The sequence below is a fragment of the Patescibacteria group bacterium genome (assembly GCA_018896215.1).
In the GTDB taxonomy this organism is placed as follows: domain Bacteria; phylum Patescibacteriota; class WWE3; order 0-14-0-20-40-13; family 0-14-0-20-40-13; genus JAHINB01.
In genome coordinates this window covers 88,265-101,841 of the sequence record JAHINB010000003.1, presented here as the reverse complement: position 1 = coordinate 101,841, position 13,577 = coordinate 88,265, and the positions used below count along the sequence as shown (strand labels likewise).

At 36.5% G+C, this 13,577-nt stretch carries 15 protein-coding genes and 1 tRNA gene; 11 read left to right on the top strand and 5 right to left on the bottom strand.

The window, feature by feature from the left end:
- Positions 1-166: 166 nt before the first annotated feature.
- Together KKF75_00780 and KKF75_00775 are read right to left on the bottom strand one after the other, a co-directional pair.
- Entirely contained in the window at positions 167-388 is a 222-nt protein-coding gene (locus KKF75_00780) for a helix-turn-helix transcriptional regulator (GenBank protein MBU4380741.1), read from the bottom strand.
- Between the two features lie 12 nt (positions 389-400).
- Positions 401-1,360, bottom strand: coding sequence for a hypothetical protein (locus tag KKF75_00775; GenBank protein MBU4380740.1), 960 nt, complete (start codon positions 1,358-1,360; stop codon positions 401-403).
- A gap of 298 nt (positions 1,361-1,658) precedes the next feature.
- Between KKF75_00775 and KKF75_00770 the strand changes: the two genes are divergently transcribed.
- A complete protein-coding gene (locus KKF75_00770; protein MBU4380739.1) occupies positions 1,659-3,167 on the top strand; it encodes a recombinase family protein in 1,509 nt (502 codons plus the stop codon).
- On the opposite strand, the gene KKF75_00765 is transcribed toward KKF75_00770, so the two are convergent.
- Positions 3,153-3,227: transfer RNA gene (locus KKF75_00765), tRNA-Gln, on the bottom strand. The genes KKF75_00770 and KKF75_00765 overlap by 15 nt on opposite strands.
- 238 nt (positions 3,228-3,465) lie before the next feature.
- On the opposite strand from KKF75_00765, the gene KKF75_00760 reads away from it, so the two are divergent.
- The 10 genes from KKF75_00760 (at position 3,466) to KKF75_00715 (ending at position 11,520) form a co-directional block, all read left to right on the top strand.
- Positions 3,466-3,966 carry a hypothetical protein gene (locus tag KKF75_00760; GenBank protein MBU4380738.1) on the top strand — a complete coding sequence of 167 codons (501 nt, stop codon included), beginning with the start codon at positions 3,466-3,468 and terminating at the stop codon, positions 3,964-3,966.
- 141 nt (positions 3,967-4,107) lie between these two features.
- On the top strand, positions 4,108-4,491 hold the full coding sequence (locus KKF75_00755; GenBank protein ID MBU4380737.1) for a hypothetical protein: 384 nt from the start codon (positions 4,108-4,110) through the stop codon (positions 4,489-4,491).
- An 11-nt stretch (positions 4,492-4,502) separates the two neighbouring features.
- On the top strand, positions 4,503-4,937 hold the full coding sequence (locus KKF75_00750) for a hypothetical protein (protein ID MBU4380736.1): 435 nt from the start codon (positions 4,503-4,505) through the stop codon (positions 4,935-4,937).
- Positions 4,938-5,120: 183 nt separating this feature from the next.
- Positions 5,121-5,462: a hypothetical protein gene (locus KKF75_00745; GenBank protein MBU4380735.1), complete on the top strand. Its 342-nt coding sequence runs from the start codon at positions 5,121-5,123 to the stop codon at positions 5,460-5,462.
- Between the two features lie 26 nt (positions 5,463-5,488).
- Positions 5,489-6,928, top strand: coding sequence for an AAA family ATPase (locus tag KKF75_00740; GenBank protein ID MBU4380734.1), 1,440 nt, complete (start codon positions 5,489-5,491; stop codon positions 6,926-6,928).
- Between the two features lie 5 nt (positions 6,929-6,933).
- Complete coding sequence (locus tag KKF75_00735) at positions 6,934-7,671, top strand: hypothetical protein (GenBank protein ID MBU4380733.1); 738 nt, start codon at positions 6,934-6,936, stop codon at positions 7,669-7,671.
- Positions 7,672-7,790: 119 nt separating this feature from the next.
- Positions 7,791-9,575 carry a DNA primase gene (dnaG, locus tag KKF75_00730; protein ID MBU4380732.1) on the top strand — a complete coding sequence of 595 codons (1,785 nt, stop codon included), beginning with the start codon at positions 7,791-7,793 and terminating at the stop codon, positions 9,573-9,575.
- Positions 9,548-10,774 carry an RNA polymerase sigma factor RpoD gene (gene rpoD / locus KKF75_00725; GenBank protein MBU4380731.1) on the top strand — a complete coding sequence of 409 codons (1,227 nt, stop codon included), beginning with the start codon at positions 9,548-9,550 and terminating at the stop codon, positions 10,772-10,774. Before dnaG ends, rpoD begins: the two co-directional genes overlap by 28 nt.
- Positions 10,775-10,835: 61 nt before the next feature.
- Positions 10,836-11,084, top strand: coding sequence for an AbrB/MazE/SpoVT family DNA-binding domain-containing protein (locus KKF75_00720; GenBank protein MBU4380730.1), 249 nt, complete (start codon positions 10,836-10,838; stop codon positions 11,082-11,084).
- Positions 11,056-11,520 (top strand): type II toxin-antitoxin system VapC family toxin, encoded by a 465-nt coding sequence (locus KKF75_00715; GenBank protein MBU4380729.1) that lies wholly within the window; start codon positions 11,056-11,058, stop codon positions 11,518-11,520. Before KKF75_00720 ends, KKF75_00715 begins: the two co-directional genes overlap by 29 nt.
- Positions 11,521-11,532: 12 nt before the next feature.
- Here the strand turns inward: KKF75_00715 and KKF75_00710 are convergent, their stop codons facing one another.
- Both KKF75_00710 and KKF75_00705 read right to left on the bottom strand, forming a co-directional pair.
- Positions 11,533-12,486, bottom strand: coding sequence for a hypothetical protein (locus tag KKF75_00710; protein ID MBU4380728.1), 954 nt, complete (start codon positions 12,484-12,486; stop codon positions 11,533-11,535).
- A 50-nt stretch (positions 12,487-12,536) separates the two neighbouring features.
- Positions 12,537-13,577 (bottom strand): hypothetical protein, encoded by a 1,041-nt coding sequence (locus tag KKF75_00705; GenBank protein MBU4380727.1) that lies wholly within the window; start codon positions 13,575-13,577, stop codon positions 12,537-12,539.

Below are 13,577 nucleotides of genomic sequence, written 5' to 3'. Positions count from 1 at the left end.
TCTTCGCGGCTTTCTTCTTCTTACTGGCTGACCGTTTACAAAAAATGTCGAACTTCAATGTGCTAGCTCGCCGCTTCGTGGCTCGCTTGCTCCAGCGTGGCGCCCCCACCCGCCGCGCCTCCGCTATTTTTTGCGCGCGCGAATTTTGCTCGGCTCCGCCGAGCCTTTACTCTAATAATTTTCTTATTTCAGCACCCATTGCCCTAGCTATGCGTTCAATATTGATTAGTGTAGGATTTCTAACTCCTCTTTCCAGACCACTGATATAAGAGCGATGCACACCTAAAGCTCGTGCAATATCACCTTGAGACATTTGTTTTTCCACTCTAAGTTTTTTTAAGTTTTTCCCAAATATTTTTGAAATGTTTTTACTTTTCGTTATCAACATAATATTTAGCCATCAAAACGGCAGTTTAATTATCCATCTCAAGTCTGCATCGGGATTAATTGTAAATCCCAATGACAAACCAAATACCAAAGTAAATATTAAATAAATACTAAATGTTAAAACTAAAAAAGTAGTAAAAGGATATATCCAAAATTTGAAAAGTTTATTTTCTCTATACCTGTATATTTTATAGAGGATACCAATAATTATAGGTGTCATTAAAAAATGCTGGGCAAAGCCGTTAAAATTTCCTTCAAAACCGGATATCCCAAGCCCGAGTCCAATTATTAAAGAACAAAAAATAATAAAGAATTTGTCTATATTGTTAACTTTGTTCTTTTCCCGATTTAGCTCAATTTTAAGAAGAAAGAAATAAAGCAGAAGAAGTGGTATAGAAACGAGCCAATGCCCAGGTCCTTCGTCGAGAAAGAATACAATTTGATATAAAAGGCTTTCGTTTTGGTGTCCAAGGAAATCCTCAATTAATTGAGCAGTCGTATGAACACCAAAACCAATACCTAAAAATAGTAGAAGAAGAAAAGTCGGAACAACGATACTTTGTTTATCATTATTTTTATCGCTTCGTATTTTACGAAAATAAACAGATTTATAGATATAGTAGTTACCAATTGCAAATATAAAGACATAAAATATTGGTTCAAAGACATGCTGTAAAGTTAGTGGGTATCCATTAAATATGGGAATTTGAAAAAAGACACCATACGCATATACGAAGAACAGAATAATTAAAACCGTAAATGTAAGTATTGCTTTAGTTATAGAAGTCATATTTGTATTGGTTAAATCTACTTGTTTTATTTTATCTACTGTTGTACTATTAGTCCATAGAGACTTATAATACATCATTGAAATGATAGAAAGTTCTTTAAAATTTTTTGCGTTTTTTCTTTTGATCCCGATTTCATCGGGATTGTTCGAGCCGACAGTTTCGGAGGCGCGGCGGGTGGGCACATTCGACAAGCTCAGTATAAAGGCGCCGCGCTGGAGCAAGCGAGCCGCGAAGCGGCGAGCTAATCAAATGAAGTTCGACATTTTTTGTAAACGGCCAGCCAGTAAAGAGAAGAAAACCACCGAGGGGTAGCGCTTTCCGCGCCCGCCTCCGCAGAAAGCGCGTCAAATCCGCCTTTTTTGAAACTTGCGGACAGCCGCCGGAAAAAGAAGAAAGAAAAAACGCAAAAATTGTCCCGCAGTGGCGGGACTACTCACTATCGTTCGCTTAAAGAACTTTTAGGAGATAAGATAAAAAAATATGATCAAATATATTGCTTATTGCAGAAAATCTACAGATGAACCGGATAGACAAATTCTGTCCATTGAGGCGCAAGTTGCAGAACTAGAAGAACACGCCGCGAAAGAAGGATTAAAGATCATTTCTTTTATTACCGAGAGTAAAACCGCTAAAGAACCGGGGAGAGAAAAATTTGCGGAGGTTTTGGAAAAAATAGAAAACGGCGAAGCCGCCGGTATTCTCTCTTGGCACCCTGACCGTTTGGCCAGAAATTCTGTTGATGGCGGAAAGATTATCTATTTACTGGATACCGGAAAATTGCTTGATCTAAAATTTCCCAGCTTTTGGTTTGAAAATACCCCACAAGGCAAGTTTATGTTAGGCATGGCTTTTAATCAGTCTAAGTATTATGTTGATAATCTTTCCGAGAATGTAAAGCGAGGCAACAGACAAAAACTTCGTCGCGGTGAGTGGCCCAATCAAGCGCAGTTTGGTTATCTAAATATTAACAAGAAAATTGAGGTTGATGAAAAAAGAGCCAAGTATGTGCAAAAAGCTTTTCAGCTTTTTGCCACCGGCGGTTACGGATATGCGGACATTCGCAAATTTTTCAACCAAAACAAAATTTACAACAAAAGTGGCCATGAACTTCATCTGGATAAAATCAAAAGAATTTTGACCGATCCGTTTTATTATGGAGTGATGAAATTTTGCGGCGAACTATATGAAGGAAAACACCCGCCTTTAATCAGCAAGAAACTTTTTGATAAATGCCAGGAAGTAGTCAAGCTGAAAAGTCGCAAAGTTAAAAACAATAAACATCTATTTGATTTTCTGGGTTTAGCCAAGTGCGGCGAATGCGGCGGCGCAATTACCGCTGAAAAACATATCAAGTATTACAAGCGAACAAATAGAACGGTTGAATATATTTACTACCGTTGTTCCAAAAAAATGGGTAATTGCTCGCAAAAATATATTGATAAGGAAAAAATTGAAATGCAGTTAAAAGAAATTGTTTTGCAAGCTTCTCTGCCGCCGCACGCCGCTAAAAAGTTTCTTGAATGGGCGGAAAAAGACGCAAACAATGAAAAAGAAAAATCAACAGGGATTGTTTCAACTTATCAGCTGCAACTTAAAGAAACAGAAGAAAAAACAGACCGATTGCTCGAAGGATATTTAGACAAAGTTATTTCTCCGGAAGATTATCAAAAGAAAAAGAATGAATTGGTCGAGACAAAATCGCTTCTTAACTCTAAAATTAAGGAAATTTCGCAAAACGGCGTTGAGTGGCTCGAACCTTTTCAAGAATTCGTAAATAGTGCGCTTTCAGCGCACAAAATCGCGCGCGCAAAAAATAGTTGCCATGATTTATCAATCATGGCAAAAACTGTCGGCTCGAACTTCTTTTTAAAGGATCGGCGGCTGTCCGCAAGTTTCAAAAAAGGCGGATTTGACGCGCTTTCTGCGGAGGCGGGCGCGGAAAGTGCTACCCCTCGGTGGTTTTCTTCTCTTTACTGGCTGCCGGGCTAGGATTCGAACCTAGGATCTTTGCGTTCAGAGCGCAACATGCTACCACTACACCACCCGGCAATGCTTCTAGCCTGTATTATAACCTAAACTTATCAATGTAACACCCATCATTTGATTAGAATCACAACTTCCACCAACTTCCACTTCCGAAGTGGAAGAATTTTGGTGCTCTACTAAAGGAGGTGCATATCAAAACCCAACCTCCGAAGTTGGGTTAAACCCTAATGTGAAAGTACGAAAAGGTACGAAAAGGGGTGAGACCCAAATTTGGGTCTCACCCCATTTTTCTAATGTCTTTATGATAAAATCATTCGTAATGAGTAAGCAAACAAGCAAAGAGCAAACAATCATATTTACTAAAAAGCAATTTGTGGCTTTATTAAAAGCTGTTTATTTAGGTAATTGGGTGGCCAATGCTTATAGAGATAAAAAGCATATTAAAGACTACGAAGACATAGAAAATTATGTATTTTCCAAAGCCCCTCTTTTTGGATTGGAAAAATATATGGATCATGAAGAAACAGATGGTGATATGTACTATCCAACAAGTCTTTTTGAGGAAATCACAGATGTTCACATAAGGCACGATGAATACGACGAGGAAACTCTTTGGGACGAGCTAGCCGAAAGATTAGGCGAACTTAAATTTAGAAAAAGCTACTCTCCACAAGAATTAGCTAAATTTAGCCAAAAAGAATGGTTTTTTAAGTTATCAGATTGCGTAGATTCGTTTTACGAGGAATTTGAAAAATACGGTCTCGAGCGTCTAAAAATCGAGACAAAAAAAGAGAAAAAATGAATCTGCATTTTATATCGGGCGTTAGGATTATAATGCAAACTCAGGTGGAATTATTGGTTGGTTACATTGAGGTATAATGTTATCAACCGTGGGAAACTATTGGCAATATTTTAATGTAACCATTTAAACCAAAGAGATAATATGAGTAACCTTCCTGAAATAAAAAATCCAAAATATCATGAGATGGACTTCGGAGAAGTGGAAAAAATCAGAGAGAGTGTTGCTTCTGGTAACATTAATTTGATCATAGATGATAGTAAGTTATTGCTCTATCTTAATCAGATGGAGAGAAAATACAGTACCCAACTAAAGTGGATTCAAAACATTTCTGTAATAGGTTTCGTTGGGATGATCGTTTTTATTTTCATCAACTGGACGATTTCACCTTTTCTTTTTGTGGCTTCGATAGTTGTTAGCATGCTTAACCGAAAATTGGCGAAGAAATATATTTTAAAACAGTGTTCAGAAGACAAAGTTTTTCTTAAATTTGCCCTAGCTGTTGGTTTAGCAAATTTTCACCCTTAATTCTAGTCAAAATGTCTGATTTAACTCAAGTAGCAAAGGAATTTAACGAGTTGGTAGAAGAGGCTGACAAAAGTAGACTTGCCTTTTCGGCAACTGCATTAACAATCTATACAGCACTTAGCTCGGGTTTGTTTTTGTTATCTACAAACTTGAAATTTAACGACTGCACAGAAAAAACCTCATTTTTTGTTGTTGCAGTAACAAGTATGTTGATAGTTTTACTTTCCTTAATTGAGCGGTACGCTTATTTTCTTATCGCAGATAATAAAGGAAAACTCTATACGAATAAAATACGAGAAACCAGCATGCCTTACGAAGGTCAATTGGGTGGCACAGCATTTCAAACCAAACTAGTCTCTTTTCTAATACACGCAATATTGGTACTAATCATCATTAATTTATTTGCAAGTATCGTATTTGTATATTTTAAGCTCTACACAACTTAAGTTGTTTTAGCTAGAGGGGCAGTTTTCCTGTAATGAAGTTTCTTCTGCTTTAGAGGTGGAAAAATTTGGGATTATAAATCAACACAATCTGACCCTTGCACTTTCGGGTTTAATCTGGAACAATCGAAAGTGCTGTGAAAATTTTGCAACATCAAGTAAGAATTTAAGTTTTATGTACTTTCTATGATAATTTATTTAATCTCTTTTCTTTATTTAATACTTTGGGGATTTACCTCAATTCATGGGCGGGTCGGCAAGTTAGGTATTGGAGAAAAGCCGTTAATGTACACCTCTATTCTTATTGAAAGCATTCTAAACCTTTTCTTTATTTTGTTTCTTATTTCAACAATTGCTCTGTTTATTTATAGTTGGAAACTGGCAATTTTACTATTTGTTATTGGTGTTTTAACCTGTCGCATAGTATTCGATCCTTTAGTGGAAAGGGTATTATTTCTCCCATTATTTTCGTATTTATTGAAAAAAGGTAAAGAGATAGAAGATAGAGAAAATAAATTGAAAAGTTAGAATGGGGATTTATACCAATAACAAATATGGAGCTAATAATACTGTTAGTAATTGCTTATGTGGTTTATTGGTTACACACCAAATACCATAATAAAAAACCGAGCGAGTCTACTTTAGCTGATCTAAAAACAAAATATACTTCTATCTCAAACACAAGAATAAATGTAAAAAGAGTTGATATTAGTGACCTTACATTAAGTGAAGAGCAAAAGGCTATTTTTGATATTATAGAAAATACTAACGAAAATGCTTTTATAACAGGAAAAGCGGGAACTGGAAAATCGGCTTTATTGGAATATTTTAGACAAAAGACTACCAAAAAAGTTGTGGTATGTGCACCAACTGGAGTAGCAGCTTTAAATGTAGGTGGTCAAACTATACACTCGTTATTTAAAATCCCACCTGCTTTTGTAACAACATCTAAATTAAAACCAGACGGCAAAACCACCCTTTTACTTAAAAATATTGATGCCGTTGTAATTGACGAAATATCCATGGTTAGGGTGGATTTAATGGATGCGGTTGATCATATCCTCAAGACTGCAAGAGGAAGTAACTTGCCTTTTGGTGGGGTTCAAATAATTATGTTTGGGGATTTATATCAGCTACCGCCTGTTGTAGAAGATAGAGAGTTGCATAAATATTTTGCCGACAATTTTGGCGGATTTTACTTTTTTAATGCGAATGTTTGGGAAAATACTCCCTTAAATATATACGAATTAACAACTATTTTTAGGCAAAAAGACGAAATTTTTAAATTGCTACTGAATGAAATTAGAACCGGTTCTGTAAATGACAATACTCTAAATATGTTAAACAAAAGGGCTAATACGGCTATTCCAGAGGATGGGGTTATTACTTTAACCACAACCAATAACACATCCAGAGAAATAAATAGTTATAAATTAGCTAAACTTAAAGGGAATGCTTCTGAGTATAAGGCAAGAATAAGTGGTGATTTAGAGCGTTCCGTATATCCCACAGAGGAACTTTTGCAGTTAAAAAAAGGTGCACAAGTTATGTTTTTAAAAAACGATAAACAAAAAAGATGGGCAAACGGAACAGTAGGTTTTGTTGAATCTTTAACGGAAGATGAGATTAGGGTTAAAGTAGATAATATTCCATATTCTGTACCGCAAGAAACATGGAGCAAGATAAAGTATTTTTACAATCAAGGTACTCGTAAAGTTGAGGAAGAAGTTGTAAGTTCCTTTACACAGTTTCCACTTAAATTAGCTTGGGCAATAACAATACACAAATCTCAAGGTCAAACCTACGAAACAGTAGCTGTAGATATGGGTTCTGGTGCGTTTGCACACGGTCAAACCTATGTTGCCTTAAGTCGTTGCGAAAGTCTTGAGAGATTGTATCTAAAAAGAGAAGTTTTGATTCGAGATATTATTGTAGACCCAACAATTATAGAATTTATGAAGACTGTAAAAATAACCAAAACCGATACTGGTTAAGAAAAATGGCAACATACAAAATATTATCTATTGATGAATCTGGAAAGGCTTCCTACAACCATCCTTCAAAGGAATTTGCTTTAATGGGAGTTGTAATTAATGAAAAATTTAAACCAAAGCTTTTTAGTAAGTTGCAAAAAATAAAAGCCAGGTATTTTAAGGATTCTGAGATTGTACTTCACTATAGTGAGATATCTAGAAAACGAAATGTATTTAGTGTCTTAAGGGACAAAGGAATAGAAGTTAAATTCTGGTGTGATATTCTTGCTATTCTGAATAATTCAAATATCTCATACCTATTTACTTTGGTCGATAAGGCAAATTCACAAAAAGCTAATTGGTTAGATAAAACGATAGTTCATAAATCCTATCTATCTCTAATAAAAATGTATGTATGCAGTTTGCAGAGGAACGAAAAAGGAAAAATAATTACCGAATCTGATTGTTTTCAAGATACATATTTAGCAAAGGTACACAACACTTACCAAGCCCAGGGAATAAAAGAATGTAATCTTACAGGAAGGGGTTATTGGGAAAAAATTACCTGTTTATCTTTTGTGAACAAGAGGAACCTAGATCCAGAAATCGAACTAGCTGATTTATTGGGATCGTCTATTAGGCTTAAATACCGTCTGGAATATAAAAAGTCAAAGGAGAAAATTAACAATGTGGAAAGAAAGAAATTGCGTTTTATAAATAGAAAGGTCCACAAAGATAATTCCAATTTTTTAATACTCAGATAAAACAAAAAGCCGGTCATGGCTCTAAGCACATATACCGACTTCTTGCCAGTATTATGTTCCATTTTAGATTAAAAATCAACTGGCACACTTAAACACGGGTTTAATGGTAAAATACGGGTGTGGGGGAAAATCAAATTGAGGAAATAAAAAATAAGCTGGATATTGTTTCTGTTGTAGGCTCTTACATCAAGCTTACTAAAGCTGGTCGCCACTATAAAGCCAGTTGTCCTTTTCATAGCGAAAAAACCCCCTCTTTTATTGTAAGCCCCGAACTTAACATTTTTAAGTGTTTTGGTTGTCAAAAAGCCGGTGACATTTTTGAATTTGTTAAAGAATTCGAACATGTAGAATTTGTCGACGCTCTAGAAATCCTTGCTGAAAAGGCTAGGATAAAATTGATAAGATCGGGCCAAAACCCTCAAGAAAAAACCCGCAAAACCAAAATTTTTGAAGCCAACTTACTGGCATCAGAATTCTATAACTATATATTAACCAAGCACAAATTTGGAAAAACCGCCCGCGATTACTTAAAAGATCGGGGAATTAAAGATTCCACCATTAAAACATTTCAAATCGGTTACGCTCCAAAATCTTGGAATAGTTTAGGAAACTTTTTACTCAAGAAAGGTTATTTTTTGCCAGACTTGGTGGCAGGAGGGCTTGTTAAACCAAGACAAGGGGGCGGTGGGTTTTTTGATATGTTTCGAGGAAGAATAATGTTTCCGCTAAAAGATATAAGGGGAAGAGTGATTGGCTTTGCCGGAAGGACGATCTTTAACGAAGAGCCAAAATATATTAACACCGCCGAAACCGAAATTTTCAAGAAAGAAGCTTTCTTGTTTGGACTAAATTTGGCCAAAGACGCCATAAAAAAGACCGGCGTTGCGATTGTAGTCGAAGGCGAGTTTGATATGATTTCGCCTTTTCAAGCGGGGGTTTCTAATATTGTAGCCTCTAAAGGAACCAGCTTAACCCAAAACCAAATCTCTTTAATAAAAAATCTTAGCGATACTGTAATTCTTTTTTTTGACACAGATTTTGCGGGAAAGTCGGCAGCTGTAAGGGGAATAGAGCTTGCCCAAAACCAGGATTTAAATGTAAAAATTGGTGTGCTGCCTGCAGAATTTAAAGACCCCGACGAAGCTGTAAGAAAAGACAAAAAAGTGTTTTTTGAGGCCATAAAAAATGCCGTTTCTATCTACGATTTTTATCTTGACCAGGCCCAACAAACTTACAACTTAACCGACGCTGTTGCCAAAAAAAAAGCCGGGATATTTGTGGCAAAGCAACTATACAAAATTAAAAACCCCATCGAGAAGGAGCATTACGCCAAAAAATTGGCGACGCTTTTAGATACTTCTTTGAATTCTATCTGGGATTTGTTAAAAGATGTCGAAAATCAAGAAAAATTGGGGGGGAGTCGTGAATTTATTGAAGAAAAGCCAGCCATGTCAAAGCTTTCGCCACAGGAATTTATAATTGCGGTGCTATTGAAGTGCCCAACAGATACTGCCAACAAATATCTCTATAAGTTAGGTATTGCGGATTTTGAGCATAACGAAACATTAAAAGAGATTTTTACAGTTTTAAAAGATTATTTGGCAACAAGAAAACGCCCCCTTGATATTCGCAAATTTATCAGTACAATACAGCCAGCATCGCGAGATTTGGTTTTAAATTTATATCTTTTGGAAATTGAAAACATTTTGGAAGATAGCGACCGTTTGCAAAAAGTGTTAAACAGCGCTTTGGAAAAGACTAAGCAGGAGCGCATAAAAAGAGAACTTTCTGTAATCAGTGGTAAAATTAAAGAGGCAGAAGTTAAAGGAAACCTAGAGGAGATTAAAACACTCTCTCACGATTACTCGCAAAAAATATGCAGCTTAAAGAAAACCCAAAACTAAAGGAGCTTACAATTCTTGGAAAAAGAAGAGGATATATAACTCAAGATGAGGTATTAAAGGCATTTCCCGAGGCTGAAGAAAAAATAGAGGTGTTAGACGAGCTCTACACAATTTTTATTGAATCTGGAGTAAATGTTTTTGATACCGCCACAGAAGCCGAAGAAGAAAAACGCAAAGAAGAGTTGGAAAAGATAGAAATAACTTCCTTTTTAGACACTTCCATCACCAGCGATCCTGTAAGAATGTATTTGCGAGAAATTGGTAAAGTTAAGCTTTTAACAGCAGCGCAAGAAGTAGACTACGCACAAAAATGCGAGGTGGGAAAATACCTAAAAATTTTTGATTCTCTTAAAGATAAAGGCGAAAGAACCGATAAAAGAATTATTGCCAAAATAATGGGGTTGGATACTAAACAAATGAATGGGGTGATAAAGTTGAAAGAGAAGTTACAAAAAGAAGAAAGATTAAGTGAGATTGCCATAGCAAAACAAGAGCTAATCCGTTGCAACTTGCGGTTGGTTGTTTCTATTGCCAAAAAATACATTGGGCGGGGCTTGCCGTTTTTGGATTTAATTCAAGAGGGTAACTTGGGATTAATGCGGGCTGTGGATAAGTTTGACTGGAGACGAGGTTTTAAATTCTCTACTTACGCTACTTGGTGGATCAGACAGGCAATTACAAGAGCAATTGCCGATTTAGCCCGTACCATTAGAATTCCGGTCCACATGATTGAGACCATTAATAAATATAAAAAAACCAAAAGAGAACTGGAGCAAGAGTACGAGAGAGAGCCTTCCCCAGAGGAGGTAGGTAAAGCCATGGGAATAGAAGGCGAAAAAGCTCGCGAAATTGTAAAAATCTCCCAAGAGCCAACATCTATCGAAACTCCCGTCGGAAAAGAGGAGGACAGTAGGTTAAAGGAATTTATCCCTGACGATGCCAGCAAAGCGCCAGATGAAATTGCAAGTTATGAACTTCTTAAAGGTCATATTGGTGATGTTCTATCTACCCTATCGCCTCGCGAACAAAAAGTTTTGGAGCTTCGTTTTGGTTTAGTGGATAATAGACCTAGAACCTTAGAAGAAGTAGGAAAAGAATTTGGAGTAACCCGCGAAAGAATTAGGCAAATTGAGGCAAAGGCTCTACGCAAGCTTCGCCACCCCTCCCGCAGTCGCAAACTTAGAGACTATTTATCTTGATTGCATTCTAAAATATCTAAACCACTTTGACAAAAGTAAATGATGGTGGTTAAATTAAAGGATGATCACAGAATCTTTAAAGCTCTCCTCTCAAAATCAAGTCACTATTACAACCCCAATTAGGGAAGCTCTGGGGGTTGTGGCTGGCGATTGTGTCTTAGTTTCCTTAGAAGATAACGAAGTGCGAATGTACCCTGCTAAAAAGTCTTGGGCAAAACAAACCTCCGGTATTGCTAAAAATATCTATAAAGCTGTTGGCGGTGGCGCAAACTATCTAAAGAATGAAAGAAAAACCTGGAATAAAAGGTAAAAACCTCTACCTAGATTCGAGTATCTTTATTTACCACTTCGAAAACAATAAAGAATTTTCTCCTTACACCACAACAATTTTTAATGTTGCGGAACAGGAGAATGCTGTAATTGGGTGTTCGGCAATTTTGTTTTCCGAAATAACACCTCCAATATTTAAAACAAAGAACAAGGAGATTTTAGCGATTTATAGTTCGCTAGACTGCTCACCATTGTTTTTGCGGATTATTGATCTAACTAAAGAAGTTGCACTAAAGGCAGGTAGTATTAGGGCAGAGTATGGATTTTCTACTCCCGATTCAATTCATTTGGCATCTGCTGTTATTGGAGAGTTTGATGTTTTTATTACCAACGATAAAGATTTATTAAAATTTAAGGAAATACCAATTTTACCACTTACCAAAGTATCTCTAACTTTCAACATAATTCGTAATTAAAAATTAATAAACTTAGAGACTACTTGTCTTAAAAAGTTGCTTTGCAGTGATCCAGTAAAAGGGATTGCCGTTTAGATATTCCCTATACCACCATTCCACGCCCCAAAAATACTGGGTGGTTATTTTAGAATCTTGGGCGTACTTGACAATTTCCACAAATTTATCCGGACTCATGGTTTTATTAATTTCTTCCGGAGACATTTGCAAAGCCGGCTTGGTTCCCCAAGGCTCTCCCTGTAACTCGGTGATAATAATATCATTGGGATTAATTCTAAAAAATTTGGCTTTGGCCAAATACCAACTTGGGGAGAACGGGTAGGTCACATAAAAACCCTTATTTAGAATTGGAAGTGTGAAGACTACATGCCGATACAGAGAAATTCCTAAGATATCTCCAAGTCTTGCTGTTATTGGCCAGATTCCAATTTCTCCACTGTCTTGAATTAAAACGGAACGAGAGGGATCGAGTTTTTTTACTAGATCTATTTCTTTTTTAACGAAGATCGGATTTGCAATTAATCTTGAACATTTGCCAAAGGGAAAAAACGGCTCGTTTTCTACTTGGTAAGTTGTGATATTTGAGAAACTTTTAAAGTGGTTTACTTCCTCCGTAAGCAAATTTAGCAGTTGGTCTTTAACATCCTCGCTGGTTTTGGAACTAAGAAACGCTGGGTCGTGACACTCGGGCCAGCGGGGAACCTTTCTTCCTAAAACCAAGATTACCTCCACGCCTCTTTTTTGCGCTTCGGTAATTTGGAAATCCAGATCGGAAAAATCGTAAACTCCCTCTTCCTTTTCTATTTCGTCCCAATACGCCATTAACCTTAATTTTTTAACCTCTAAATCATCAAGAATTTTAAGATAAGTTTCCCTCCAATTTAAATTTAAATCGTTTTGGGCGTATTTAGAGCTAAAATTAACTCCGTAAGAAATGTTCCCTTCTTGAGCGCAGGATTCTTTAGTCATCTTGCAAACCAATAAAAATATAATTCCTGCGATTAGAATGGGTCTTGGCATTAGATGTTCTGAAGAAATTTTCTAATATTTTCTGGGGCTTTTACAAGTTCCTCTTTCCATTCTTTAAGATTTTCTTCGTTGACTTTTGAAGTTGTTAAAATGTGCTTTAATTCCATTATTTTCTCTTGAGCTTTTCCGTGCAGTAAAATTCCCACTCCTTTCTCGCTAATAATATTTTTATATTCATCCTCCTGACCGGGAATGTAACCCGCGATAAACACAAAAGTCTGCGATAACCCAAGCTCACAAGTAACCTGTGATCCAATGGAGAAGGTTAAACTATACAAAGATTCCTTCATAAGCTTTGCCATCTCCTGCTCCCCTGCCCATCCAATAAACTCCATATTGCTACAATCCGCGTATTTTTGCTTATATTTTTCCAAAAATTCTTGGTTCTTTCCACAAACAAAAACAAAACGGTATTTAGTCCCGCCAAAAACATCTCTTATTGTGTCTAAATATTTTTTTGATTTTTCTATCCACTCTCCTCCAGCAATAACTAAGATCTGGTGAGGGTCTTTAGCTACTTTAATATTTTTGTAAAAACTTTCGCGGGCTAACGATCCCAAAAAAACCACTTTATCTTTGGACATTCCAAAATTTATTGCTCTATCATAAGCTTGTTTCCAATAGGCAACATAATAATCTAAAAACGGTTTTACTAGATATGAAGTATGAACAACAGGATCAAGTAGCAATAAAATTTTTTTGCCACGACATTTTGGATGAATTAGTGGGTGGGTAGAGATCACAATATCAAAATCGTCTAAATGTACCTCTTGACGGCGAAGCTTTCTTTTTACCTCCAACATCATTCCCTCTACCATGATTCTCGAAAGTACCGGCTGTTTTAAAATTTTAAACAAGGATTCGTAGCTTTTAGGAGACTTGCTTGTTATTTTATAGACTTCATTTACACGAGGGAGAACATCAACAATGGTACATTTAAACCCCCAATCTTTTGCCCACGAACTCCACGCTCGGGCGGCTGACAAGTGACCTTGACCTGCTTCTCCAGTTAAGATTGCTATCCTTTTCAT

Coding starts and splice junctions, on each gene's coding strand:
- KKF75_00740 (MBU4380734.1), top strand. CDS start 5,489: ATGGAGCTAATAATACTGTTAGTAATTGCTTATGTGGTTTATTGGTTA.
- rpoD (MBU4380731.1), top strand. CDS start 9,548: ATGCAGCTTAAAGAAAACCCAAAACTAAAGGAGCTTACAATTCTTGGA.
- KKF75_00750 (MBU4380736.1), top strand. CDS start 4,503: ATGTCTGATTTAACTCAAGTAGCAAAGGAATTTAACGAGTTGGTAGAA.
- KKF75_00720 (MBU4380730.1), top strand. CDS start 10,836: ATGATCACAGAATCTTTAAAGCTCTCCTCTCAAAATCAAGTCACTATT.
- KKF75_00705 (MBU4380727.1), bottom strand. CDS start 13,577: ATGAAAAGGATAGCAATCTTAACTGGAGAAGCAGGTCAAGGTCACTTG.
- KKF75_00760 (MBU4380738.1), top strand. CDS start 3,466: ATGATAAAATCATTCGTAATGAGTAAGCAAACAAGCAAAGAGCAAACA.
- KKF75_00770 (MBU4380739.1), top strand. CDS start 1,659: ATGATCAAATATATTGCTTATTGCAGAAAATCTACAGATGAACCGGAT.
- KKF75_00735 (MBU4380733.1), top strand. CDS start 6,934: ATGGCAACATACAAAATATTATCTATTGATGAATCTGGAAAGGCTTCC.
- KKF75_00710 (MBU4380728.1), bottom strand. CDS start 12,486: ATGACTAAAGAATCCTGCGCTCAAGAAGGGAACATTTCTTACGGAGTT.
- KKF75_00745 (MBU4380735.1), top strand. CDS start 5,121: ATGATAATTTATTTAATCTCTTTTCTTTATTTAATACTTTGGGGATTT.
- KKF75_00780 (MBU4380741.1), bottom strand. CDS start 388: ATGTTGATAACGAAAAGTAAAAACATTTCAAAAATATTTGGGAAAAAC.
- KKF75_00755 (MBU4380737.1), top strand. CDS start 4,108: ATGAGTAACCTTCCTGAAATAAAAAATCCAAAATATCATGAGATGGAC.
- KKF75_00715 (MBU4380729.1), top strand. CDS start 11,056: ATGAAAGAAAAACCTGGAATAAAAGGTAAAAACCTCTACCTAGATTCG.